Origin of the sequence: Streptomyces sp. NPDC005648 (assembly GCF_040605395.1) — a bacterium.
Lineage (GTDB): Bacteria > Actinomycetota > Actinomycetes > Streptomycetales > Streptomycetaceae > Streptomyces.
On the sequence record NZ_JBEXCS010000010.1, the window covers coordinates 1 to 25,193 of the forward strand.

The 25,193-nt window shown below is 70.4% G+C and carries 17 protein-coding genes, 3 tRNA genes and 2 pseudogenes; 7 read left to right on the forward strand and 15 right to left on the reverse strand.

From position 1 onward, the window contains the following. The 3 genes and pseudogenes from ABZT17_RS08030 to ABZT17_RS08040 all read right to left on the reverse strand — a co-directional run. Positions 1-102 (reverse strand): annotated as a pseudogene (locus ABZT17_RS08030) (ATP-binding cassette domain-containing protein); the annotation flags it as partial. A gap of 28 nt (positions 103-130) precedes the next feature. Next, on the reverse strand, positions 131-4,114 hold the full coding sequence (hrpA, locus tag ABZT17_RS08035; protein ID WP_356345165.1) for an ATP-dependent RNA helicase HrpA: 3,984 nt from the start codon (positions 4,112-4,114) through the stop codon (positions 131-133). Positions 4,115-4,172: 58 nt separating this feature from the next. Next, positions 4,173-4,499: a hypothetical protein gene (locus tag ABZT17_RS08040; RefSeq protein ID WP_356345167.1), complete on the reverse strand. Its 327-nt coding sequence runs from the start codon at positions 4,497-4,499 to the stop codon at positions 4,173-4,175. A 208-nt stretch (positions 4,500-4,707) separates the two neighbouring features. On the opposite strand from ABZT17_RS08040, the gene ABZT17_RS08045 reads away from it, so the two are divergent. Further along, entirely contained in the window at positions 4,708-5,319 is a 612-nt protein-coding gene (locus ABZT17_RS08045) for a response regulator transcription factor (protein ID WP_356345169.1), read from the forward strand. Positions 5,320-5,431: 112 nt separating this feature from the next. After that, on the forward strand, positions 5,432-5,830 hold the full coding sequence (locus ABZT17_RS08050) for a hypothetical protein (protein WP_356345171.1): 399 nt from the start codon (positions 5,432-5,434) through the stop codon (positions 5,828-5,830). A 68-nt stretch (positions 5,831-5,898) separates the two neighbouring features. Here ABZT17_RS08050 and ABZT17_RS08055 read toward each other — a convergent pair. From ABZT17_RS08055 to ABZT17_RS08070, 4 genes are all read right to left on the reverse strand, one after another. Beyond that, a tRNA-Phe gene (locus tag ABZT17_RS08055) sits at positions 5,899-5,972 on the reverse strand. 24 nt (positions 5,973-5,996) lie between these two features. Next, positions 5,997-6,071, reverse strand: a tRNA-Asp gene (locus ABZT17_RS08060). 41 nt (positions 6,072-6,112) lie between these two features. Further along, positions 6,113-6,185 (reverse strand) — tRNA-Glu (locus tag ABZT17_RS08065). A gap of 80 nt (positions 6,186-6,265) precedes the next feature. Beyond that, entirely contained in the window at positions 6,266-7,852 is a 1,587-nt protein-coding gene (locus ABZT17_RS08070) for a metallophosphoesterase (protein ID WP_356345173.1), read from the reverse strand. Positions 7,853-7,937: 85 nt separating this feature from the next. On the opposite strand from ABZT17_RS08070, the gene ABZT17_RS08075 reads away from it, so the two are divergent. From ABZT17_RS08075 to ABZT17_RS08085, 3 genes are all read left to right on the forward strand, one after another. After that, a complete protein-coding gene (locus ABZT17_RS08075) occupies positions 7,938-8,288 on the forward strand; it encodes a metallopeptidase family protein (protein WP_356345176.1) in 351 nt (116 codons plus the stop codon). Between the two features lie 85 nt (positions 8,289-8,373). Further along, a complete protein-coding gene (locus ABZT17_RS08080) occupies positions 8,374-8,895 on the forward strand; it encodes a hypothetical protein (protein WP_356345482.1) in 522 nt (173 codons plus the stop codon). Positions 8,896-9,166: 271 nt separating this feature from the next. Continuing rightward, positions 9,167-11,395, forward strand: coding sequence for a DEAD/DEAH box helicase (locus ABZT17_RS08085; protein ID WP_356345178.1), 2,229 nt, complete (start codon positions 9,167-9,169; stop codon positions 11,393-11,395). A gap of 47 nt (positions 11,396-11,442) precedes the next feature. Here ABZT17_RS08085 and ABZT17_RS08090 read toward each other — a convergent pair. The 8 genes and pseudogenes from ABZT17_RS08090 to ABZT17_RS08125 form a co-directional block, all read right to left on the reverse strand. Next, positions 11,443-12,798 (reverse strand): annotated as a pseudogene (locus ABZT17_RS08090) (PHP domain-containing protein); the annotation flags it as partial. A gap of 20 nt (positions 12,799-12,818) precedes the next feature. Continuing rightward, entirely contained in the window at positions 12,819-14,654 is a 1,836-nt protein-coding gene (locus ABZT17_RS08095; RefSeq protein ID WP_356345181.1) for a LamG-like jellyroll fold domain-containing protein, read from the reverse strand. A gap of 49 nt (positions 14,655-14,703) precedes the next feature. Further along, positions 14,704-17,694 carry a glycoside hydrolase family 2 TIM barrel-domain containing protein gene (locus tag ABZT17_RS08100; RefSeq protein WP_356345184.1) on the reverse strand — a complete coding sequence of 997 codons (2,991 nt, stop codon included), beginning with the start codon at positions 17,692-17,694 and terminating at the stop codon, positions 14,704-14,706. Beyond that, positions 17,691-18,626 (reverse strand): alkaline phosphatase family protein, encoded by a 936-nt coding sequence (locus ABZT17_RS08105; protein ID WP_356345186.1) that lies wholly within the window; start codon positions 18,624-18,626, stop codon positions 17,691-17,693. Before ABZT17_RS08105 ends, ABZT17_RS08100 begins: the two co-directional genes overlap by 4 nt. 27 nt (positions 18,627-18,653) lie before the next feature. After that, positions 18,654-19,526 carry a carbohydrate ABC transporter permease gene (locus ABZT17_RS08110; protein ID WP_356345189.1) on the reverse strand — a complete coding sequence of 291 codons (873 nt, stop codon included), beginning with the start codon at positions 19,524-19,526 and terminating at the stop codon, positions 18,654-18,656. Beyond that, positions 19,523-20,497, reverse strand: coding sequence for a sugar ABC transporter permease (locus ABZT17_RS08115; protein WP_356345484.1), 975 nt, complete (start codon positions 20,495-20,497; stop codon positions 19,523-19,525). The genes ABZT17_RS08110 and ABZT17_RS08115 overlap by 4 nt, the downstream gene beginning before the upstream one ends. 34 nt (positions 20,498-20,531) lie before the next feature. Then, positions 20,532-21,809: an extracellular solute-binding protein gene (locus ABZT17_RS08120; protein ID WP_356345191.1), complete on the reverse strand. Its 1,278-nt coding sequence runs from the start codon at positions 21,807-21,809 to the stop codon at positions 20,532-20,534. A 47-nt stretch (positions 21,810-21,856) separates the two neighbouring features. Then, entirely contained in the window at positions 21,857-22,909 is a 1,053-nt protein-coding gene (locus tag ABZT17_RS08125) for a carbohydrate kinase family protein (protein WP_356345194.1), read from the reverse strand. A 129-nt stretch (positions 22,910-23,038) separates the two neighbouring features. On the opposite strand from ABZT17_RS08125, the gene ABZT17_RS08130 reads away from it, so the two are divergent. Then, entirely contained in the window at positions 23,039-23,803 is a 765-nt protein-coding gene (locus ABZT17_RS08130; RefSeq protein ID WP_356345488.1) for a DeoR/GlpR family DNA-binding transcription regulator, read from the forward strand. After that, positions 23,800-25,137 (forward strand): 6-phospho-beta-glucosidase, encoded by a 1,338-nt coding sequence (locus ABZT17_RS08135; RefSeq protein WP_356345196.1) that lies wholly within the window; start codon positions 23,800-23,802, stop codon positions 25,135-25,137. The genes ABZT17_RS08130 and ABZT17_RS08135 overlap by 4 nt, the downstream gene beginning before the upstream one ends. Positions 25,138-25,193 lie beyond the last annotated feature (56 nt).

A 25,193-nucleotide genomic window follows, 5' to 3' on the forward strand; every position in this document is an offset into this window, starting at 1 on the left:
TTCGTCGAGGAGGAGCAGACGGGGGTTGGTGGCGAGGGCCCGGGCCAGGGCCACGCGCTGGGCCTGGCCGCCGGAGAGGCGGCGGGGCTTGGCGGGGGCGTGGTCGAACTCACTGTGGGTGTGCGGGCGGTTACGGAGCCGCCGCGTCGATCGCCTTCACGATCCGCTTGTCCGAGATCGGGTACGCCGTCCCCAGGGCGTGGGCGAAGTAGCTGACCCGCAGCTCCTCCAGCATCCAGCGGATGTCCAGGACCGAGGAGGGCACCGGGCGGCCCTGGGGCAGCTGCTCCAGGAGCCACGCGTACTCGTCCCGCATCTCGTGGACCTTCTCCATACGGGTCGTGTCCCGCTGGACGTTCGTCGGCATCTGCTGGAGCCGGCGGTCCGCCGCGACCAGATAGCGCATCAGGTCGGGCAGCCGGCGCAGCCCCGTCTCCGTGACGAAGCCCGGCTTCACAAGGGCGTCCAGCTGCTTGCGCACGTCCTGGAGGTTGGGGAGCAGGGCAGGGCTCCGTACGGCCTTCAGACGGCGCTCACAGGCCTGCCAGGCGGCGAGGACCTGCTGTACCTGGCCGACCGTGCGGACCGTCGTGTCGACGATCTCCGCGCGCACCTTGTCGTACAGCTTGCGATACGACTCCTCGTCCCACGCCGGCCCGCCGAAGTCCCCGATCAGCTTGTCCGCCGCCGCCATCGCGCAGTCGTCGAACAGCGCCTGGACCGAGCCGTGCGGATTCGCGGACAGCGCCAGCTTCTGGGCGTTCGTCAGGTGATCGCTCGCGAACTTGGCGGGGTTCACGGGGATGTTGCGCAGGACGAGCCGCCGGGTGCCCTTCCACATCGCCTCCGCCTGCTCCGCCTCGGTGTCGAAGAGGCGTACGGAGACCGTGTCGCCTTCGTCCACCAGCGCCGGATACGCCTTCACCGGCTGGCCGGCCCGGCGGGTCTCGAAGACACGGGTCAGCGAGCCGATCGTCCAGTCGGTGAGCCCCTTGCGCTCCAGGGACTCGCCGCCCTCGCGCGAGGCGGTGGCCGCGGCGGCCTGGGACAGGGCCTGGCGGGCCTTGGGCCTCAGACGCAGCTTCAGCGCCTCGAGGTCCTTGTCCTCCGCCAGCTTGCGCCGCCGTTCGTCGACGACGCGGAAGGTGATGCGGAGGTGGTCGGGCACCCGGGACCAGTCGAAGTCGTCGGCGGTGAAGGGGACTCCGACCATCCGCTTCAGCTCGCGCGCCATGGTCACCGTCAACGGCTCCTGCAACGGCACGGCCGCGGCGAGGAACCGCTGCGCGAAGTTCGGCGCCGGCACGTAGTTGCGCCGGATGGGCTTCGGCAACGACCGGATCAGCTCCGTGACCAGCTCCTCCCTGAGCCCCGGGATCTGCCAGTCGAAGGCCTCGTCCGTCACCTGGTTGAGCACCTGCAGCGGGATGTGGACGGTCACACCGTCGGCGTCCGCGCCCGGCTCGAACTGGTAGGTGACACGGAACTTCAGCGGCCCCTGCCGCCAGGAGTCCGGGTAGTCGGCCTTGGTGACCGCCTCCGCCGACTCCCGGATGAGCATCTCCCGCTCGAAGTCCAGGAACTCCGGCTCCTCGTGCCGCTTCCGCTTCCACCAGGAGTCGAAGTGGGCGCCGGACACGACGTGTTCGGGCACCCGGGCGTCGTAGAAGTCGAAGAGCGTCTCGTCGTCGACGACGATGTCCCGGCGCCGGGCCCGGTGTTCGAGCTCCTCGACCTCGCTCAGCAGCCTGCGGTTGTCGGCGAAGAACTTGTGGTGGGTGCGCCAGTCGCCCTCGACGAGCGCGTTGCGGATGAACAGCTCGCGGGAGGCCTCCGGGTCGATACGGCCGTAGTTGACCTTCCGGTCGGCGACGATCGGGACGCCGTAGAGCGTGACCTTCTCGTACGCCATCACGGCCGCCTGGTCCTTCTCCCAGTGCGGTTCGCTGTACGTCCGCTTGAGCAGGTGCCCGGCGAGCGGTTCGACCCACTCGGGCTCGATCCGCGCGTTCACCCGCGCCCAGAGACGACTCGTCTCCACCAGCTCCGCCGACAACACGAACCGGGGCGGCTTCCTGAAGAGCGCCGAGCCCGGGAAGATCGCGAACTTGGCGTTCCGCGCGCCGAGATACTCGTTCTTCGCGCCGTCCTTCACGTCCTTCATGCCGATGTGCGAGAGCAGACCGGCGAGGAGGGAGACATGGACGCGGTCGCCGGGGGCGTCGTCCTCGTTGAGGTGGATGCCCATCTGCTTGGCGACGGTGCGCAACTGGGAGTAGATGTCCTGCCATTCGCGAATGCGCAGGAAATTGAGGTACTCCTGCTTGCACATCCGGCGGAAGGAGCTCGAACCCCGCTCCGCCTGCTGCTCGCGGATGTAGCGCCACAGGTTGAGGTAGGCGAGGAAGTCGCTGGTCTCGTCCTTGAAGCGGGCGTGCTGCTGGTCGGCCTGCGCCTGTTTCTCGGCGGGCCGCTCGCGCGGGTCCTGGATGGAGAGCGCGGCGGCTATCACCATGACCTCGCGCACACAGCCGTTCTTGTCGGCCTCCAGGACCATACGCGCGAGCCGCGGGTCGACGGGCAGCTGCGCGAGCTTGCGCCCGGTCTGCGTCAGCCGCTTGCGTACGTCCTTCTCCGCCGGGTCCAACGCGCCCAGCTCCTGGAGCAGTTGGACGCCGTCACGGATGTTGCGGTGGTCCGGCGGGTCGATGAACGGGAACTTCTCGATGTCGCCCAGACCGGCCGCGGTCATCTGCAGGATGACGGAGGCCAGGTTCGTGCGGAGGATCTCCGCGTCCGTGAACTCCGGGCGGGCGACGAAGTCGTCCTCGGAGTAGAGACGGATGCAGATGCCGTCGGACGTACGGCCGCAGCGGCCCTTGCGCTGGTTGGCGCTGGCCTGGGAGACCGGCTCGATGGGCAGCCGCTGGACCTTGGTCCGATGGCTGTACCGGCTGATCCGCGCGAAGCCGGGGTCGATCACGTACTTGATGCCCGGGACGGTCAGCGAGGTCTCGGCGACATTCGTGGCCAGAACGATCCTGCGCCCCGTGTGCGGCTGGAAGACGCGGTGCTGCTCGGCGTGCGAGAGACGGGCGTAGAGGGGGAGCACCTCGGTGAAGCGGTAGTTCTTCCGCACCAGCGCGTCGGCGGTGTCCCGGATCTCCCGCTCGCCCGAGAGAAAGACCAGGATGTCGCCCTTGCCCTCCCCCTGGAGCTCCTCCACGGCATCGCAGATCGCGGTGATCTGGTCGCGGTCGGCGTCGTCGGAGTCCTCCTCCAGCAGCGGCCGGTAGCGGACCTCCACCGGGTACGTCCGCCCGCTGACCTCCACGATCGGAGCGTCCCCGAAATGCCGGGAGAACCGCTCCGGATCGATGGTCGCCGAGGTGATGACGACCTTCAGATCGGGCCGGCGCGGCAGCAACTGCGCCAGATACCCCAGCAGGAAGTCGATGTTGAGGGACCGCTCATGGGCCTCGTCGATGATGATCGTGTCGTAGGCGCGCAGCTCGCGGTCGGTCTGGATCTCGGCGAGCAGGATGCCGTCCGTCATCAGCTTGACGAAGGTCGCGTCCGGGTTCACCTGGTCGGTGAAGCGGACCTTCCAGCCGACGGCCTCGCCGAGCGGGGTGTCCAGCTCCTCGGCGACGCGCTCGGCGACCGTACGGGCGGCGATCCGACGGGGCTGGGTGTGCCCGATCATGCCGCGCACCCCCCGGCCGAGCTCCATACAGATCTTCGGGATCTGCGTGGTCTTGCCGGAACCGGTCTCACCGGCGACGATCACGACCTGGTGATCGCGGATGGCGTCCGCGATCTGGTCCTTCTTCTGGCTGACGGGCAGTTGCTCGGGATACGACACGGCGGGCACGCGGGCACGCCGCTCGCCCATCCGGGCCTCGGCCTTCGCGACCTCCGCCTCGATCTCGGCCAGGACCGCGGCGCGCGCCTCCGGCTTGCGGATCCTGCGCGCGCCTTCGAGCCTGCGCCCGAGCCGCTGCGCGTCGCGCAGGGACAGCTCGGTCAGGCGAGGAGCGAGAGTGCCGAGGGCCGGGGTGCCGGGAGCCGGAGTGCCGGATGCCTGGGTGCCGGGGGCAGGGTGCGTAGACATACGCGATCCAGGATCTCATCCCCGGGAAATCCGTGGCGAACGAATTGTGCCGGGTGCCTCACGGGGTCCGCTGGGGCGGCGGCGCCGTCGGAGCGACGGGCGGCGCCTGCTGCTGCCGCGCCATACCGTCCCCGAGCGCGATCGACTTCGCCGTGTTGGACACGGCCTTGATCCCCAGATAGGCCGTGGTCATGCTGCTCACCGCGGTGAACGCGGCGCTGAGCACCCCCACGATCACGGACTTGTCCCCGTCCAGCCGCCACACCCCGAAGATCGCGACCCCGGCGATGGCGAGATTGCTGATCACCACGGCCAGCAACCCGTACCTGGCCCGGTCCTTCTCCAGTTCGACGTCTCTGATCGCCTTGGTGTCGTCCCGACTCACGGCCCCCGCCTCCCACCCTGTCCCACCCCTACGCCGACCAGCCAGAACGTAGCGCCACGGACCACCGCTGCCAAGCGGAACCCGAGGTGTGGCCCATACCGTCTCCTCCCCCGGCCGGGTCAGTCCGCCGTGCCGGAGGCGCCGGTGTCGCCGATGCTGAGGGCGGACGCGTCGGTCCGAGCGTGGGAATTCGAGAACGGAGATGCCGATGAGCGGTCGCGCCGGGCTCGTGCGGATCGCGGTCGTCGGTGACTGCCCCGTCTTCCGGCACGGTGTCTCGCAGCTCATCGACACCACTCCCGATCTGCGCCTGGTCGCTGCCGCGCCTTCGGTCGACAAGGCGGACGGCTGCCTGCGCGGTGCGGAGGTGGTGCTGATGGACCTCCAGCAGACCGGGCCGAGCCTGACCGCCGCCGTGACCAAGCTGCGCGAGCGGGGGCATGCCGTGCTCGTCGTGTCGCCCTCCCCGCAGATCGACGCCGTCCAGGTGATCCAGGCGGGCGCGAGCGGCTATCTGAGCCGGCAGGCGGAGGCGGACGAGGTGCTGAGGGCGATCCGGACCGTGGGCTCCGGGCTCAGCTATGTGTCCGCACCGGCCAGTCACCTGGTGAAGCGGTCCCCCGGTTTCACGGAACGGGAGCAGGAGATCCTGCGGCTTCTCGCGAATGGTTCAACGGATCAGGAAATCGCCGTGGAATTGGGAATCAGCAAGCACACCGTCCATTCGCACCTGGACCGCATCGGTGAGAAGGCGGGCTCGCGACGCCGGCCGGACCTCACCCGTATCGCCGTCGAGCAGGGGCTCACCAGCAGCGAATAGAGGCCGTGATGGGTAGTTCTGCCCCGTGGGTGGGGGGTAATCGTTGCCCTTGACCCATACATGCCGAAGCAAGACCTTGGAGGAGACCCGCTTCTCGAACCAAGGAGAAGTCATGCGCAATCGCCTCGCAATCCTCACGGTCGCCGCGGTGCTGCCCCTGGTCGGAACGTCGTCGCTGGCGGTGGCCGCTCAGGCGGGGGCCGCCGACACCCTTGGCCAGGTCACCCTCTCCGGCACGGTCGACGACTGCGACAACGGTTCCTCTCCCACCGTCGTGAAGATCAAGGCAGTCACCTCGGCGGGCGCCATCGAGACCAAGACGGACAATTCGCTGGCCGGATCCAGTAATTCGTACTCGGTCGTCTTCAAGAAGATTCCCAAGACAGGTGCGACAGGCAAGGCGACGGTGACGTGTGAGGACGACACCACCTACAAGCCCGCGCAGTTCACCATCAACGGTGCGCCCACCACCGCCGCGGTGAAGCAGAAGCAGAACCTCGAGCCGCAGTAGTGGACAGACATGAAAGAGCCCCTCTCCGTAGTGATGGAGAGGGGCTCAAGCCCTGGGCAGGGCGGTTGTGGCTGGGGCCGGGGTCGAACCGGCGACCTATCGCTTTTCAGGCGATCGCTCGTACCAACTGAGCTACCCAGCCACGAGATCTCCGAGGAGACCTCAGCGGTCCTGACGGGATTTGAACCCGCGGCCTCCACCTTGACAGGGTGGCGAGCACTCCAAACTGCTCCACAGGACCAAGCTGTGTGGGCGACCACCAGTGTCGCACACGGTCTTGCGTGCCCCCAACGGGATTCGAACCCGTGCTACCGCCTTGAAAGGGCGGCGTCCTAGGCCGCTAGACGATGAGGGCTATCGGCCCGCCTGGGCGCTTCTCAGCGCGTCGGGGACGTGAGAAGCATATGGGATGGCGGGAGGTATCGCCAAAACGGTTTACGGAGCCGACGGCGAGGTCGTCGAGGCCGAGGGGGTGGCTTCCGGTCGCTCGCGGCCGAGCCGCTGGTCGATCACGTCCTTCGGGAGGTGGCGGGTGACCTCGGCCGTCGTCTCGCCGAGGCCCCCGAGCTTGATCGAGTCCCAGGCCTGCAGCCGCCGGGTGTCGCGGTCGAAGTAGAGGATCGAGGCCTCCACGGGGGCCGGGTACCTGTGCTCCAGGGCGCGCAGACCGCTGCCGCCCGTAGAGCCCTCCATGCGCAGCCGGGTGCCCCGCGGAAGGATCTCGTCGCCCTCGTGGTGGAGGTGGCCGCAGAGGACCAGCGGTACCTCGCCGTCGACCTGGCGGGCCGCGGACGGTTCGTGGACCATGGCCACGTCGACGGGGGTGCCGGCCGCCTTCTGGTCCCTCAGTGCCGAGGCGAGGCGGTCGCCCGCGAGTTCCTCGGACTGGTCCGCGCCCAGCACCTTCGAGCGGTCGGGGGTGAACTGCGGGTCGCCGATGCCGGCGAAGCGCAGTCCGCCGACGGTCTCGGCGCGGCCGTCGTCGAGGACGTGGACGTTCTTCATGCGCTGGAGGTAGCGCTGGGTGACGGGCGAGTCGTGGTTGCCGCGGACCCAGACGTACGGCGCCCCGAGATCGGCGATCGGGTCGAGGAAGCCGTTCTCCGCCGCGGTGCCGTGGTCCATGGTGTCGCCCGTGTCGACGATGACGTTGACCTTGTACTGCTGCACCAGCGAGGCGATGATCTTCCAGCTTGCCGGGTTGAGGTGGATGTCGGAGACGTGCAGCACGCGGAGGGTGGTCGGGTCCGGCTGGTAGGCGGGGAGCGTGGACGTGACGTCGTAGAGCTTGGTCACGTTGGTCACCAGGCGGGCCAACTCCTGCTGGTAGACGTTGAATTCGGTGACGATGTTGCGGGCGTTGCCGACCAGGGAGGGGGCCGAGGAGAGCAGGCCGGAGTACTTCGGCTCCAGGACGGAGTCGGGGTTCCAGGTGGCGTACGCGGATGCTCCGGAGGCCATCAGCAGCGCCAGGGCGGTGCCGCCGGCGGCGAGGGCGTGGCGGGGGCGGCGGTAGACCGCGAGGCCGAGGGCGGTGGCGCCGGCGACGACCGCCACGCAGGAGCGCACGGCGAGGTCGAGGGTGCCGTGCTCGACGTCGTGGGCGACCTCCTCCTGGAGTCCGGAGATGCGCTCGGGGTGGTCGACGAGGGCCTGGGAGCGGACGGGGTCGAGCTGGTCGACGTTGACGTCGAGCCGGACCGGTGCGCGGTGGGTGTCGAACTGGAGCGCGCCGAGCGGGGAGACGTTGATCTTCGTGCCGCCGGAGAGGGACGGGCGCAGGGTCATCGTCGTGTTCATGGGGCCGACGGGTACGCGTACGTTGCCGACGATGAGCAGTCCGAGCCAGGCGCCGAGCAGGACCACGGCCGCCAGGCCGAGCGCCCGGATCCAGGGATGCGGGGGGTGCACCAGCTCCAGGGTCGGCTGGCGGCGGCGGGCGCCGTAGTACCGGGTCAGGGCGCGCGGGGACCTGCGTATGCGGTTCACGAGGGTGGCGGCTACGGCGGGGACGCGGACCATTGGTCCCGTATGCCCAAGTCCGGGCGCGGATATGCGAGCGGGCCCCTGACTCTCGTACGGGCGCTCGGTGGCCGACAATGGGCCTGTGCTGGAGATGACGCGTGAGGAGTTCGAGGAGCTGGTCGCCGAGGCGCTGGACCGGATTCCGCCGGAGTTGACGCGGCTGATGGACAACGTCGCGGTGTTCGTCGAGGACGAACCGCCCGCGGACGATCCCGAGCTGCTCGGGCTCTACGAGGGGACTCCGCTGACGGACCGTGGGGAGTGGTACGCGGGGGTGCTGCCGGACCGCATCACGATCTACCGGCTGCCGACGCTGCGGATGTGCGAGAGCAGGGACGACGTGGTCGCGGAGACCGAGGTGACCGTGGTCCACGAGATCGCCCACCACTTCGGGATCGACGACGCGCGGCTGCACGCCCTCGGGTACGGATAGGGGCCGCGCGTGTCCTCTTGTGGGCGGCGGGAGTTGGGCATGTTGACGTCTCCCTCCGCCTGAGAGGTGGCCCCCCGTGCCCGCCGTGCGCCCCTTGTCCGTACCCCTCCGTCTGGCCGTCACGGTCATGGCCGTCGCCGCGGCCGCCGGCTGTATGAGCGTGGGGGAGGACGGGGGCGGGGGCGGCGCGAAGCCGTCGCACTCGGCGGGGCGGCACGGCGATACGGCGCCCGACGGCGGAACCGCGGTCTCCGGCGGCGGTTTCGGGATGGGGGCGGCCGCCGACGGCAAGCACGGGGGGAAGAAGGGCAAGGGCGAGGCCGCGGGGGCCTCGGCCTCCCCGTCCGCTTCGGTGTCCGCCGGTGCGAGCGCGTCCGCTCCGGCGCAGGGTGGGGCGGGGCAGACGCAGCAGCCCGGCGATCCCTCGCCGACGAAGGCGACGCCGACCGCGACGCACACGGACGCCCCGCCGACGCCGAGCGACCAGCCGACCGCGTCCGCGTCCCAGCCCCCGCCCTCGGCCGAGCCGTCGTCCTCGGCGCACCAGGACGCCGCGGCGCAGCTGGAGGAACGGGAGCCGGCACCGGCGGCGGGGTCGCCGGCCTAGGCGCCTCTGGGGGCGGGAGCGTGATCTGGCCCACCTCCCCCGGGGGTGGGAGTGTGATCTCGCCTACGTCCCCGGGGTCGGGTTTGCCTTCGGGGGTGGGGGGTGCGTATGGTGGTAGATCGTTTGATCCCATTGCCCGGCGCCATTGCAGAGAGCGCCGCGTGGCGCGTTCTCTCCCTTGCCGTGGCTGACCGCATAGAGGCGGTCGTATTGCGAAATCACGGAGTTGACGGGCGCGTGCCGACGAGACTCCGGAAGGTTTCGCTTACGCATGTCCATTTCCAGTACTGATCACGTCGTCGTGCCCGAGAACGACGAGAACAACGACGAGACCAGCACCCCCGAGGTCACCTTCGCGGACCTCGGTCTGCCCGAGGGTGTCGTCCGCAAGCTCACCCAGAACGGCGTGACCACCCCCTTCCCGATCCAGGCCGCGACCATCCCGGACGCCCTGGTCGGCAAGGACATCCTCGGCCGTGGCCGCACCGGCTCCGGCAAGACCCTCTCCTTCGGTCTGCCGACCCTGGCGCGTCTCGCCGGCGGCCGCACCGAGAAGCACAAGCCGCGTGCCGTCATCCTCACGCCGACCCGTGAGCTCGCGATGCAGGTCGCGGACGCTCTCCAGCCCTACGGCGACGTCGTCGGCCTCAAGATGAAGGTCGTCTGCGGCGGTACGTCGATGGGCAACCAGATCTACGCCCTGGAGCGCGGCGTCGACATCCTCGTCGCCACCCCGGGCCGGCTGCGCGACATCATCAACCGCGGCGCCTGCTCCCTGGAGAACGTCGAGGTCGCCGTCCTCGACGAGGCCGACCAGATGTCCGACCTGGGCTTCCTGCCCGAGGTCACCGAGCTGCTCGACCAGGTCCCGGCCGGCGGCCAGCGGATGCTGTTCTCCGCGACCATGGAGAACGAGATCTCCACGCTGGTCAAGCGTTACCTGGTCGACCCGGTCTCGCACGAGGTCGACAGCGCCCAGGGCAACGTCACGACCATGTCCCACCACATCCTGATCGTGAAGCCCAAGGACAAGGCGCCGGTCACCGCGGCCATCGCCTCCCGCAAGGGCCGCACCATCATCTTCGTCCGCACCCAGCTGGGCGCGGACCGCATCGCCGAGCAGCTGCGTGACGCCGGTGTGAAGGCCGACGCGCTGCACGGCGGCATGACCCAGGGCGCCCGTACCCGCACCCTGGCCGACTTCAAGGACGGCTACGTCAACGCGCTCGTCGCCACCGACGTCGCCGCCCGCGGCATCCACGTCGACGGCATCGACCTGGTCCTGAACGTCGACCCCGCCGGCGACCACAAGGACTATCTGCACCGCGCCGGCCGCACCGCCCGCGCGGGCCGCACCGGCACGGTCGTCTCCCTGTCCCTGCCGCACCAGCGCCGCCAGATCTTCCGGCTGATGGAGGACGCGGGCGTCGACGCCGGGCGTCACATCATCAACTCCGGTACGGCCTTCGAGCCCGAGGTCGCCGAGATCACCGGCGCCCGTTCGATGACCGAGGTCCAGTCCGAGTCCGCGGCCAACGCGGCGCAGCAGGCCGAGCGTGAGGTCGCCCAGCTCACCAAGGAGCTGGAGCGGGCCCAGCGCCGCGCGACCGAGCTGCGCGAGGAGGCCGACCGTCTAGTCGCCCGGGTCGCCCGCGAGCGCGGCGAGACCGTGACATTCGAGGGCTCGACGGCGGTTGCCGAGGCGCAGGCCACGGTGGCCGAGGCCGCAGTCGAGGCGGCCGAGGTGTCCGTGCCCGAGCAGCCCGCCGCGCAGGACGTCGAGCGTGCGGAGGCCGCGCCGTCGTACGAGCGCCGTGAGCGCCGTGACAACGACCGTGGCGGTTTCCGCCGTGACGAGCGTCGTGACGACCGCGGTGGCCGTTCCTTCGAGCGTCGTGACGACCGGGGTGGCTTCAACCGGGACCGTGACGACCGTGGTGGGCGTTCGTTCGAGCGTCGTGACAACGACCGTGGCGGTTTCCGTCGCGACGAGCGTCGTGACGACCGTGGTGGCCGTTCCTTCGAGCGTCGTGACGACCGGGGTGGCTTCAACCGGGACCGTGACGACCGTGGCGGCCGTTCGTTCGAGCGTCGTGACAACGACCGTGGTGGCTTCCGTCGCGACGAGCGTCGTGACGACCGTGGTGGCCGTTCCTTCGAGCGTCGTGACGACCGGGGTGGCTTCAACCGGGACCGTGACGACCGTGGCGGCCGTTCGTTCGAGCGTCGTGACAACGACCGTGGCGGCTTCCGTCGCGACGACCGTCCGTCCGGCCGCTCCTTCGAGCGCCGTGACGAGCGTGGCGGGCACCGTGGCAGCGACCGTCCCTTCAACCGCGACCGCCGCGACGACCGCCCGGGCTTCCGCTCCGGTGGCCACGAGCGTCCGTACGGCCGCCGTGACGACCACCGTGGCACCGGCACCACCGGCACCACCGGCACCGGCGGCTCCTCCTTCGGCCGCCGCGACGACAAGCCGCGCTGGAAGCGCAACGGCTGAGTCCGTTCGCCGGCACTGAGCGCCGTGGCCCTCACCGATCCTGGTGGGGGCAGGATGCCCTGGGGGTTGGCGCGGCTGGCGGTCGTGACGGTGACGTACAGCGTGATCCTCTCGCCCTTGCGGACCCGCAGCCGGCCGCCCAGGGTGACACCGCGCCCGGCGTCGCAGTCCCGCTTCAGCCGGACGTCGAGCCCGTCCAGCAGATGCCCGTGGTCCAGCCAGACGCGGCCCGCGCGCAGGCCCGCCATCACGGCGCGGTAGCCGTAGCGGGTCACCCCGACGTGGGTGCGGCTGAACTCGCCCGGCCAGAAGTCGCTGCCGGGCTGCGGGGTGTCGGTGTTCACCGGGTCGGGCAGCTTGCCGGTGTTGTCGAAGTTCTGCCCGGCCGGCCAGTCGCCGTTCTTCCAGGTGTCGAAGACCGTGCGGTGGTTGTCGGAGTTGGTGGTGATCGTGAACAGCCGGCCCTCGGCGAGCATCGCGTCCCACAGGCCGCCGACGGTCGCGGTGGCCCAGTCGAAGCCGCCGTAGGTGAGGTAGGCGTCGGCCGGGTAGCCCGCCCAGGACTGGGCCGACGGCTTGTTCTCGTACTCGCCGCGGATGGAGGTGGAGCCCCGCCAGCCGGGGATCGCCGCGCCCTGGGCGCCGGGCGCGCCCTCCATGCCGATCATGATCTCGGGGGCCGCGTCCCGCCAGCCCCGCATCTCGTGCGGGGAGTCGATGCCGAGGCGCAGCGGGTGGTTGGCGAGGACGAGGACGTCGTCGACGTATCCCGAACGGCGTTGTTCGGCGAGCCACTTGATGGCCTTGACGGCGTGGGCCTCGTTGCGGGCGGTGTCCGTGCCGGTCGCGGAGCCGTCCGTGTAGCCGAGCAGCTTGCCGTCGTAGGCCAGCTCGAACTGGGTCAGGAGATCGACCTCGTTCGCCCCGGGCGCGGCGAAGACCGTGCAGTGCTCGGCGGCCGGGATGTACCACTCCAGGCCCTGGAAGATCAGCTGACGCGGGTTCTCCGCGCGGGCCTTGAGGATCTCCTGGTGCTCCAGCTGCGCGCCGTAGTGGGCGTGGCCGAAGTTGGAGTGCTCGTTGAACACCATCCAGTCCAGGCCGTATTGGGCAGCGGCCCGGGCCTGCTGGGAGAACGTGTACTTGGCGTCGTGGCTGTAGACGGAGTGCACATGGTGGTCGCCCACGAGATAGGCGAGGCGCGGGTCCTCGCCGCCGAAGCCCCGCGTCCGCGAGGAGGCGCCCGGAGCGGCCAGGGCGGGGGTCGCCGCCGAGCCCAGGGCGAAGGCCGCGCCGAACAGGCCCGCACGGCGCAGGAGTCCACGTCTCGACACACCCTGCGGGTCGAGATCGACGGGGGAGACGGACGGGTCGGCCCAGGAGGGCAGCTGCTGCTCTGTCATGGTCGGAGGCCTCCGGGGCGTCAGTGGGTCATGAAGGACGAGACGGGCAGCGCCCGCGACACGATCCGGACGTCGCCGAGGCGGCCGTAGAAGATCTGGTCGATCTTGTCGGCGTAGGTGTAGCCGCCCAGCAGCCACGGCTCGCCGACGGAGGTGATCCCGACGGCCGAGGCCCTCGGGTTGCGCACGACCGGGCAGCCCTGGACGTACAGCGTGGTGTGCCTGCCGTCGTTGACGACGGCGAGGTGCCACCAGGTCTCCAGCGGTGTCTCCTGGCCCCAGTTGGTGGCGATGCCCTCCTGGTTGAGCGGCCGCATGGCCCACTGCGGCTCGCGGTCGTTGGACAGCGACAGCGTGGCCAGCGGCTCGTCGGGGTCGTCGCCGGTCTTGCCCGCGGCGCCGCCCGTCCCTCGCCGACTGACCAGTCCCGCCCAGGCGTTGTGGTCCGGGTCCCAGTCGGCGGGCATCCGGTAGAACGCCTCGATGGTGTAACCGTCCTTGAACACGGCCGAGTTGAGCGGTGCTCCGTCGACGGTCTGCAGATACGCGCCCTTGAGGGGCGACTTGTAGCCCTGGAACTCCAGGCTGCCGTGGCCGGGCTGGTCGGGGTGGTGGTCCGCGGACCAGCCGAGCGAACCGCCGCCGACCGACACGACGGTGAGGTCGTTGCCCTTGCCCGACCGGTCGCGGACCGTGCCGCCCGAGACGGCGGAGTCGAAGCGCCAGTAGGCGACCGTGCCGGGGATCAGCATCTTCGCGGCCGGGCGCGCGGGCCGCGCGGGCACCGGGTCGAAGCCGGCGAAACGGGAGGCGAAGTCGATCTCCACCGAGAAGCGGTCCGCGTCCCCGCTCAGCTCGATCTCCTGCCGCTCCAGCTCGTTGAGGCCCTTCCCGGCGCGGCCGAGGATCCACGGGGAGACCGTCTCCACGTCGATGACGCCCCGGTCCAGGTCGAAGCGGTAGAGGCGGATCATCGCCGCGCCGCCGAAGTACCGGTTCTGGTAGTTGGTGAGGTGGAGGTGGACGTCGTTGCCGGCCGCGTTCCTGCGGGTGGCGCGGCCTGCCGGCCAGTAGTGGCCGTTCAGGGTCAGGAAGATCTGGTCGTGGTCCTCGATCAGCTGGTCCCACAGCTGCTGCCCGTACGCCGACAACTGGTCGTCCTCGACGACGAGTTCGTGCGTGGTGAGGACGACCGGCGTGCTCGGGTGCTTGGCGAGGACGTCCTTGGCCCAGGCGTATCCCTTCGCCGACAGCCGCCAGTCCAGCGCCAGCACCAGCCACTCGCGCCCGGCGGCCCGGAACAGGTGGTAGGTGTTGTAGCCGTCCGAAGAGGCCCCGCCGAAGGTGGACTTGGCCTTGAAGCGCTGCGGTCCGAAGGTGTCGAGGTACGGCGTCGACCCGCGCTGGTCGTCCGTGGAGGACCGCACGTCGTGGTTGCCGGCCAGGACGCTGTAGCCGACGCCTCGCCGGTCGAGCAGCGCGAACGCCTCGCCGATCGCGGCGAACTCCTCCTGGGCGCCGTTCTGCGTGAGGTCGCCGAGGTGGGACAGGAAGACGATGTTCTCGTCCCGGCCGTGCTCCAGCAGATAGCGCAGCGACGCCTCGACCGGTGCCTTGTCGATGCTCGGACCGTCGAAGAGGTACTGGGTGTCGGGCATCACCGCGAGCGTGAAACGACGGCTCTCCGGGTCGGGCCGCCGGCCGCCCGCGCTCTCGGGCGCCGCCTCGGCGACGGCCGGCAGCGCGACCCCGGCCGTGGCGGCGGCGCCCAGCAGCGCGGTGGCGCGGAGGAAGCTGCGTCTGCCGGCACCGGCCTGCGCGGCCTCGCCCTGGTGGTGGTCATGCGAAGTACACACGTGTGCTCCGTGGGAAGGGTCGTACGGGAGGAAGGCGGGGGGCGGGGGGTTACAGAACGCGCAGGGTCCAGCTCCAGCGGTGGACGCCCGGTGCGATCCGGTACTCGGGGAAGGTGTCGGGGCCGCACGAGGCCGTGCCGAGCCCTCGGTGCGCCGCGTCGAGGTGCACCACGCACCCGGCGCGCGGCACCAGCTCGTCGTGGTGGGAGGCGGTCGTCAGCTCGTCGGCGCGAAACCGGGTCACCGAGACCTGGCGCGGCGCGTCCAGCTCGACCGCGAGCCCGGTCGCGTCCGGCGCGGACAGCGTGAACCGCCGTACGCCGTGCCGGCCGCCGCTCTCCTGCGGGCGCAGATACGGGGTGAACAACTGGTCGACGGGGACGGAGTGATGGCCGACGGGCGCGCCCGCGCTCCGGTCGGGATACGACTCCCAGGGCCCCTGTCCGAACCACTCCAGCAGATCCGGGCCCGGCACGGTCTCGAACACCGACCCGACGCGTGCCACGTCGTCGAACTCGTCCGGCAGCTCGGCCTCCTCGTCGACCCGCACACCGCCCGCCACGGGCGTGAACACCTGCCGGTGCCGTACGACCCCGACCGCGCCCGCGTACTCGGCGTCCACGGTCACCCGGCCGCCGTCCTCCCGGACCGACACGACCTTGCGGACCAGCGCGTCCAGGCCCCAGGTCCGCCAGCGCAGCGCCATGCCGCCCAGCTCGTCGTTGTCGGTGGGCGCCCGCCACAGGGACAGGACGGGGGCCGAGGCCAGCAGCGGATGGAGCAGCAGCCCCTCGCCGTCGACCTCGACCGGACGGTCCGCGGTCCGCGCGGTGGGAGGGTCGAGCGGACCGGCCTCGCTCACCACCGACCGGTCGGCGAAGGCGCCCTCCTCCACGGCGGGACCGCGCAGCCGCACCTGCGGCACACACACCTCCGTGCCGATCGGCGCCCACGGCTGCTCCTCGGCCACGGTCACCCGCAGCGTCAGCCAGGCCTCGCCGCCGTCGCGCGGCAGCTCGAAGGGCAGGGGGACGGCGGCCGTCTCGCCGGGCCGCAGCCCGGGCAGTACGGCGGGCGCGGTCAGCGTACGGCCGTCGGCCAGGGACAGCTCCCAGGTGCCGGTCAGCCAGTCCAGGCCGCGGAAGTGCTGGTGGTTGCCGAGGACGACCCCCTCGTGCTTGAAGCACTCGATGCGCACCGGCGCCGCGATCTCCCGGTGCTCGTACAGGGAGGGCTTCGGGGTGCGGTCGGGGAAGACGACCCCGTCGGCGATGAACGCGCCGTCGTGGATGGTCTCGCCGAAGTCGCCGCCGTACGCCCAGCGGTGGCCGGGCGCGGCGACACCGTTGTCATACAGTCCGGCGCCCCCACGCCCGACAGGTCTGCCGTCGTTCACACGCTGGAGGATGCCGTGGTCCCAGAACTCCCAGATGAACCCGCCCTGAAGACCTGGCGTGGACTCGATGGCCGCCCAATGGTCGGACAGCGTGCCGTTGCTGTTGCCCATCGCGTGGGAGTACTCGCACTGGATGAGCGGCCTGGTCTGCCGACCCGACAGGGCGTGGGCGACGCAGTCCTCCAGCGGGGCGTACATCGGGCAGGCGATGTCGGAGCAGTCGTCGGTGGCCGCCCAGTCGAGCTTGGCGGCGCCCTCGTACTGGATCGGCCGGGTCGGGTCGTGGCGCCGTACCCAGCCGGCCGCCGCGTCGTGGTTCGCGCCGTAGTCGGACTCGTTGCCCAGCGACCAGATGATGATCGACGGGTGGTTCTTGTCGCGCAGGACCATGCGCGAGACCCGGTCCACGAAGGCGTTCAGATAGCGGGGGTCGTCGGCGATCTCGTGGGCGTGGTCGTGGGACTCGATGTCGGCCTCGTCGACGACGTAGAAGCCGAGTTCGTCGGCGAGGTCGTAGAGCGCGGGGTCGTTCGGGTAGTGGGAGGTGCGGATCGCGTTGAAGCCGAAGCGCTTGAGCAGGACGAGGTCCGCGCGCATGTCGTCGTACGACACCGTCCGGCCCGTCAGCGGGTGGAAGTCGTGCCGGTTCACGCCCCGGATGTAGACGCGCTCGCCGTTGACCAGCAGGTCCCGGCCGGCGATCTCGACGTCGCGGAAGCCGACGCGGTGGTGCGAGGTGTCGGCGACCGTGCCGTCGGGGCGGTGCAGACGGACGGTGAGGTCGTAGAGCTCGGGCGTCTCGGCGTTCCAGGTGCGCACCTCGGGGACGACACCGTGGATGCGGGCCTCGCCGAGGAAGTCGGAGACCCGGTCGTCCTCGATGTTGACCCGGTCGAACTCGCCGTCCTGGGTGAGGAGTTCACCCTCCAGCTCACCGCTGACGTACCAGCCGCCGGACAGTGCGCCGCGCGCGTCGCGCACCTGGCAGTCGATCCGCAGCTCGCCGTCCCGCCGGGCCCGCACGGTCACATCGGCGAGGTGCAGCGGGTCGGTCGCGTACAGCAGCACCGACCGTGTGACACCTCCGTGCCACCACTGGTCCTGGTCCTCGATGTGCGAGGCGTCCGACCACTTCACCACGGTGAGCCGTACGACGGCCCGCCCACCGGCGCGCACCAGCCCCGTCAGGTCGAACTCGGCGGCCAGATGGGAGTCCTTGGAGATGCCGACGGGCCGCCCGTCCACGTGCACGAGCAGCACGCTCTCGGCGGCCCCGACCTGGAGCACGATCCGGCGCCCGGCCCAGTCGGCGGGGACGTCCACCTCACGCTCGTAGACCCCCGTCGGGTTGGCGGTGGGGGAGCCGGGCGGGAAGTCGGGGAAGGGCATCCTGACGTTGGTGTACTGCGGCAGGTCGTCCGTGCCCTGCAGGGTCCAGACGCCAGGCAAGTACGAGGAACCCCACGAACCGCCGACCGGCGCGTCGGGAGCTGGCAGCAACTGGAAGCGCCAGTCACCGTCCAGGGGGAGTGCTCCGGCGCGCCGGTCGACGGCGTTCATGGGCAGGCGCCCCCAGGAGGTCACCTCGGGGGCCTGCCAGGGGCGGAGGGAGATCAGGGGATCGGCGGGGAGTGCGTCGGTCATGACCATTCCGGAGTCGGTGCTGATACGGGTGGTGTCGAACCGTGCCCGGACTGCCGGGGCAGTACGCGGCCCGGCAGGTTCCAGGCGGGGTCGACGGGGATGCCGAGGCGGTCCAGGACGGTGGGGGCGACATCGATGAGCCGGGGCGCGTCGAGCCGGGCGCCGCCGGCCTCGCCGGGCTCGGCGAGGATCACGAAGACCTCCCGCTCGGCGCGGCTGTCACCGCCGTGGCCACCGGCGTCGAGATGCCCGTGGTCCGTGGTGACCAGCACGGTCCACCGCTCCGCGCGGTCGCGGCGCCGGCCCTCGACGGCCTCCAGGAGCCACCCGAGATGGGTGTCCTGGGTGAGCAGCGCCCGGTCGTAGGCGAGGCTGAAGGGACCGGTGGCGTGGGCGGCCTCGTCGGTGGCGCCGAAGTACACGAACAGGGCGTCCGGGTCGTCCTCGGTGAGCCACCGCAGGGCGGTGCGGGCGACGAGGCGGTCCGCGGTGCCGTAGCCGTCCGACTCACCGTCGAAGCGGACCCGCCGGCCGATGGCCGGGCCGAGGGTGCCGCGCCGGACCAGCTCCGGCCAGGACACCACGGCCGCCGTGCGCAGGCCGGGGCGTGCGGTGACGGCGAGGGTGAGGAAGTCGGGGTGCCGGGCGTAGTCGGCACCGGTGAAGTCGTTGCCCCGCACCCCGTGCCGGTCGGGCCACACCCCGGTCAGCACGCTCGACCAGCCCGGCCCCGAGTCGGTGTACGCCATGCTGGTGGACGGCCCGTCCTCGGCCTGGCCGTCCACCTCGCCGTAGGGCAGCAGGCTGGTGCCGTGGGCGCCCGCGGCCATCAGGCCGTGCAGCACGGGCGCCACGGCCGGGGAGCGGGTGAGCAGGTCGTAGCGCAGCCCGTCCATCCCCACCACGAGCACCTTGCCGATGCCGTACCTCACCGCGCACCCCTCTCTTCCGGCACCTGGTCAGGTGCCCTGGACCGCGCCCTCGGTGGCGCCCGCGATGAACCCGCGGGCGAAGATGCTGAACACGATGACCAGCGGGAGCGCCGCCATCAGCACACCGGCCATGACCATGCTGTAGTCGGTGGTGTGGCCGACGTTGAGCTGGGCGAGCTCCACCTGGAGCGTCACATGGCCGGGGTTGGTCAGCACGACCAGCGGCCAGATGTAGTCGTTCCAGCAGTTGACGAAGGCGTAGATGGCGAGGAACGACAGCGCCGGCCGGATCATCGGCAGCGCGATGTTCCAGTACTGCCGGAAGAACCCGGCGCCGTCGATGCGCGCGGCGTCGAGGAGTTCGTCGGGCACGCCGTTCTGGATGTACTGGTGCAGCCAGAAGATGCCGAAGGCGTTGGCCAGGGACGGCAGGGCCAGCGCCTTGAGCATCCCCACCCAGCCGATCTTCGACATCAGGATGAACTGCGGCAGGATCGCCAGCTGCAGCGGCAGCATCATGAACAGCAGCAGCGTGCCGAAGAGCAGCTTGCGCCCGGGGAAGTCGAACTTGGCGAAGGTGAAGGCCGCCAGGGAGTCGATGAACAGCACCAGGACGGTGGTGACGGTCGCGACCATCACCGTGTTGAGCATCGACCCGAAGAAATCGATGGTGTTCAGCACATGCCGGATGTTCTCCAGCAGATGGGAGCCGAAGGTGAACTTCGGCGGGCTCTTGTAGATGTCCTCCGTGGTGTTGGTCGCCATGATGATCGTCCACGCGAACGGGAAGACCGAGATCAGGACGGACACGCCGAGGATGATGTGCGCCGTCAGGCCCCTGGGGCGGCGCAGTCGCCTGCCGCCGACGGTGGCCGGCCGCGCGGTGTCCACTGCCGTCATGCCTTCCTCCCTCGTGTGGTGATGCGCCAGTTGACGGCGACGAGGATGATGATCAGTACGAAGAAGGCCCACACGATGGCCGCGCCGTAGCCGTAGTCGTTGTTGAGGAAGGCCGACTGGTAGAAGTACAGAAGCGTCGTCAGACCCGCCTGGCCCGGGCCGCCGAGGTTGGCGTTGGCGGCGTTGCTGGCGAACAGGACCTGGGGTTCGCTGAAGCTCTGCAGGCCGTTGATGGTCGAGATGATGACCGTGAACAGGATGATCGGCCGCATGATCGGGATGGTGATCTGGAAGAAGGTGCGGATCGGTCCCGCGCCGTCCATCTTCGCCGCCTCGTAGATCGAGGTCGGGATCGCCTGCAGACCGGCCAGATAGATGATCATGTTGTAGCCGGTCCACTGCCAGGTCATCAGCAGCGAGATGACCACCTTGATCAGCCACGGGTTGCTCAGCCACGGCACCGGCGAGATGCCGACCACGCCCAGGATCGCGTTGACCAGGCCGAAGTTGTTGCTGAAGACCGCGCCGAAGAAGATCGCCACCGCGACGATCGACGTGACGTTCGGCACGTAGAGCGCGATGCGGTAGAAGCCCTTGAAGCGGCGCACCGAGTGCAGCAGCGTCGCCAGCATCAGGGCGCCGAAGAGGGTCGGCACGGTGGACAGCACCCAGATCACCAGGGTGTTGCGGATCGACAGCCAGAAGACCGGGTCGTCCCACAGGAACCGGAACTGCTGCAGGCCCACGAACTGCATGGTGCCCATGCCGTCCCAGCGCTGGAAGGCCAGGTACAGCGAGTAGAAGACGGGGAAGAACGAGAACGCGGCGAAGATCAGGTAGAACGGCGAGATCGCGAGGTACTGCCGCCAGTACGACAGTGGTCCGCGCCGCTTGGGCCGAACGGTGCCCGCGGGCGTGGCGCGCCGCGGACGGAACCGGGCCGGGCCCGGCCCGCCACGGTGCGCGGGCACCGTGGCGGGGCCGGTGACCGGAGGTGACGACACCTCAGCTCACCCCCAGTCGCCTGGCGATCTGCTTGGCCTGGCTGACCGCGTCCTTCCAGGCGTCGTCGGGCTTCTTGCCCTTGGCCTCGATGTTGGTCAGTTCCGTCTTGTAGGGGGCCATCACGGCGGCGTCGGCCGGGGCCTCGTAGGCGAGCGGCACCGCCTTGGCGGCCGGCCCGAAGACCTCGATGATCTTCTGTCCGCCGAAGAAGGCGTCGGGGCCCGTCATGGCCGGCGTGGTGTAGGCGGCCGGGGCGGCGGGGAAGATGGCGGCGTCGGTGAAGCCGCGGGCGTCGTTGGCGGGGCTGAGGATCCAGCTGATGATCTTGAACGCTTCTTCGGGGTTGCGGCACTGCTTGGGCAGGGCCAGGTAGGAGCCGCCCTGGTTGGCCGGTCCGACGGGCATCGGGCACACCCGCCACTTGCCCTTGGTCTGCGGCGCGGCCTGCTCGATGTCCAGCGCGTGCCAGGCGGCGCCGAGCTCGGTGAGGAGGGTCTTGCCGACGGCGGCGTTCCAGGTGTTGTCGTTGATCTTGGCGTCGAGGCCGAGGGTGTAGGGCCGCACCGACGTGGTCCACGCGGCGCGGATGTGGTCCTGGTCGCCGATGAAGTGGTTGTTCTTGTCGATGAACCGCTGGGTGCCCTGGCCGGTGGTCATGTCGAACATGGAGCCGAGGTTGTTGACCAGGTAGGTGCCGGGGTTCTTCTTCTGCAGCTCGGTGCCGAGCTGGAAGTAGTCCTCCCAGGTCTTGACCAGGGCGGCGACCTTGGCGGGGTCGGGGTCCACTCCGGCCTTGGTGAAGAAGTCCTCGCGGTAGAAGAGCGCGGTGGGGCCGATGTCGATCGGGAAGCCGATCTGCTTGCCGTCCTTGGTCTGGGCGAGCTTGGTCTTCCAGTCCAGGTACTGGGGCGCGAGCTTCTTGAAGCCCAGGTCGTTCAGGTCCAGGAAACGGTTGGCGTTGGGCAGGAAGGAAGCGATGTCCTCGCCCTTGATGCCGGTGATGTCCGGCACCGAGGTGCCCGCGGCGAGCGTGGTGGTGAGCTTCTGCTTGAAGTCGCCGCCGATGGATGCGGTGGTCAGCTTGATCTCGCTGCCGAAGTGCGTCTTCGCCTCCGCGACCACCTTCTCGCTGAGTGCGCCACCCCAGTACCACAGGGTGAGGTTCTTGCCGTTCTTGGTGCCGCCCGATCCCGAGCTGCCGCCGCAGGCGACGGTCAGGCCGGACGCGGCCGCGGTGAGCGCGGCGGCCTGGAGGAAGCCTCTACGAGAAAGGTCCACGGGTCACTCCTGTTGTTCCTGTTCGAGGTGCTGAGGGTCTTGAGGGGTCAGTGCAGCCGGTCAAGGGCCCGTGGGCCGACGAGCGTGTGGGGGGCGGGCGGGGTCACCGGCGCGTACCGCACCGGCGGACCGACGTCCGCCGGGAGACGGTCCGCGAGGAAGCCGTACGCGCGCTTGAGTCCGGGGTCGGTGAGGGTGTGCCACCAGCGGGCGATGCCGTGCCAGCCGGGCGCGGCGAGCGCCCCTCCGTGGTGCTGGACGGACAGGCCCGCGGCGAGGACGGCGAACCGCAGCCGTTCCTCCAGGGGCCAGCCGCCGAGCGAGGCGGCGACGAAGCTCGCGCCGAACACGTCGCCGGCGCCCGTCGCGTCGAGGACGTCCACGGCCAGGGCCGGGACCTCCGCGTATTCGCCGGTCATCTGGTCGACCGCCACCGCGCCGTTCCCGCCGCGGGTGACCACGGCGACCGGGACCAGCTCGGAGAGCGTGCCGAGGGCCGCCACGGCACTGTCGGTGCGGGTGTACGCCATCGCCTCGCCCTCGTTGGGCAGGAAGGCGTGGCACAGCTTGAGCTGGTCCAGCAGGTCGGCCGACCACTCCTCGGTGGCGTCCCAGCCGACGTCGGCGTAGACGTGCGTGCCGTTCGCGGCCGCCTTGGAGATCCACTCGCGGGGTTCGGCCTCGAGGTGCACGAGGGCCGTGCGCGCCTCGGGCGGGTCGCCCATCAGCACGTCCTGTGAGTACGGGGGTTCCTGGCCGTGGGTGACGAGCGCCCGGTCCTGGCCGAACGCGAGCGAGACGGTGACGGGGGTGGGCCAGCCGTCCGCGGTGCGGGAGAGCGAGAGGTCGATGCCTTCCTGGTCGCACAGGACGTCACGGCAGTACTCGCCGTAGAAGTCGTCCCCGAAGACCGCCGCCAGGGAGGTGCGCAGACCGAACCGGGCCGCGGCCCCCGCGAGGTTCGCGATGCCGCCGGGGCCGCAGCCCATGCCGCCCGTCCAGATCTCCTCGCCCGGGGTCGGCGGCTTCCCGAGCCCCGTGAGGACGAGGTCGTAGAAGAGCAGCCCGGTCAGGAGCACGTCGGGCCTGTCGTCGTCCACGCGAAACAGCCTCTCGTCAAAACTCGTCATTTTCGATGACGGGAATCGTGCGCTGATCCACGAGATTGGTCAATACCCGAGCAGAACTGAGCATGGAAATGATTGAAGATGACGAGTAGTGTGCACGCCGTGCTGGCAGAACGACGACACCAACTCATCCTGCGGGCCCTGCGCTCCGGTGGCCCCGCGGCTGTGACCGACCTCTCCGAGCAGCTGGGTGTGAGCCCGGCCACGATCAGGCGCGACCTGGTCAAGCTCGAGGAGGACGGGCTGCTCACGCGCGTGCACGGCGGCGCCGTCGCGGACGAGGGCGATCAGCCCTTCGCCGAGGTCGCCGAGGTGCGCGTGACGGAGAAGGACGCGATAGCCGAGCGGGCCGCGGCGATGGTGAGCGACGGCCAGTCCGTCCTGCTCGACATCGGCACCACGGCCTTCCGGCTCGCCCGCCAGCTGCACGGCCGCCGCCTCACGGTGATCACCAGCAACCTGGTGGTCTACGAGGAGCTCGCCGACGACGAGGGCATCGAACTGGTGCTGCTCGGCGGCATGCTCCGCCGCGAGTACCGCTCCCTGGTCGGCTTCCTCACCGAGGACAACCTGCGCCAGCTCCACGCCGACTGGCTCTTCCTCGGCACCAGTGGAGTGCGCCCGGGTGGGCAGGTGATGGACACGACGGTCGTCGAGGTGCCGGTGAAGCGGGCCATGATCAAGGCCAGCGACAAGGTCGTCCTGCTCGCCGACGCCGCCAAGTTCCCGGGTACGGGCATGGCGAAGGTCTGTGGTCCCGAGGACCTGGACGTGGTGGTCACGAACGCCCCGGCCGACCCGGCGACCCGCTCCTCCCTGGAGGAGGCGGGCGTCGAGGTGGTCGAGGCAGGAAAGGTACGAGAGTGAAGCTGACGATTCTGGGCGGCGGCGGGTTCCGGGTGCCGCTCGTGTACGGGGCGCTCCTGGGCGACAGAGGCGAGGGCCGGGTCACCGAGGTCGTCCTGCACGACCTGGACGCCGGACGGCTGTCCGCGGTGACCCGGGTCCTCGCCGAGCAGGCCGCGCGAGTGGCCGACGCCCCCGAGGTGACCGCGACGACCGACCTGGACGAGGCCCTGCGCGGCGCCGACTTCGTCTTCTCGGCCATCCGCGTCGGCGGCCTGGAGGGCAGGGCGAACGACGAGCGCGTGGCCCTGGCCGAGGGCGTCCTCGGCCAGGAGACGGTCGGCGCGGGCGGCATCGCCTACGGCCTCAGAACCGTCCCGGTCGCCGTGGACATCGCCCGGCGGGTGGCCCGGCTCGCCCCCGACGCCTGGGTCATCAACTTCACCAACCCGGCCGGCCTGGTCACCGAGGCCATGTCCCGCCACCTCGGCGACCGCGTCATCGGCATCTGCGACTCCCCGGTCGGCCTCGGCCGCCGTATCGCCCGGGTGCTGGGCGGCAACCCCAAGGAGGCCTGGATCGACTACGTCGGCCTCAACCACCTCGGCTGGGTGCGCGGGCTGCACATCGCCGGCCGCGACGAGCTGCCCCGGCTGCTCGCCGACCCCGACCTGCTCGGCTCCTTCGAGGAGGGCAAGCTCTTCGGCGCCGACTGGCTCCAGTCCCTCGGCGCGATCCCGAACGAGTACCTGCACTACTACTACTTCAACCGCGAGGCCGTCCGCGCCTACCAGCAGGCCGAGAAGACCCGCGGCGCGTTCCTGCGCGACCAGCAGGCCCACTTCTACGAGGAGATGCGCGCCCCCGACGCGCGCGCCCTGGCCGCCTGGGACCGCACCCGCGCCGAGCGCGAGGCGACGTACATGGCCGAGAACCGGGAGAGCGCCGGCGCCGGCGAGCGCGACGCCGACGACCTCTCGGGCGGCTACGAGAAGGTCGCCCTCGCCCTGATGCGGGCCATCGCCCGAGACGAGCGCACCACCCTGATCCTCAACGTCCGCAACCGCACCACGCTCTCGGTGCTCGACACCGACGCGGTCATCGAGGTGCCCTGCCTGGTCGACGCCAACGGCGCCCACCCGGTCTCCGTGGCCCCGCTGCCCGACCACGCCACCGGCCTGGTCTGCGCGGTCAAGGCCGTCGAGCGCGAGGTGCTCGCCGCCGCCGAGTCCGGGTCCCGGACCACGGCCGTGAAGGCGTTCGCGCTGCACCCGCTGGTCGACTCGGTGAACGTGGCCCGACGACTGGTCGAGGGGTACACCTCGGTCCACCCTGGTCTGGCATACCTCAAGTAGTCTTCTGCCGGAAAGCGCTTTCCACCCGCTTGCCCCGCCCTCTCTGGAGACCTCTC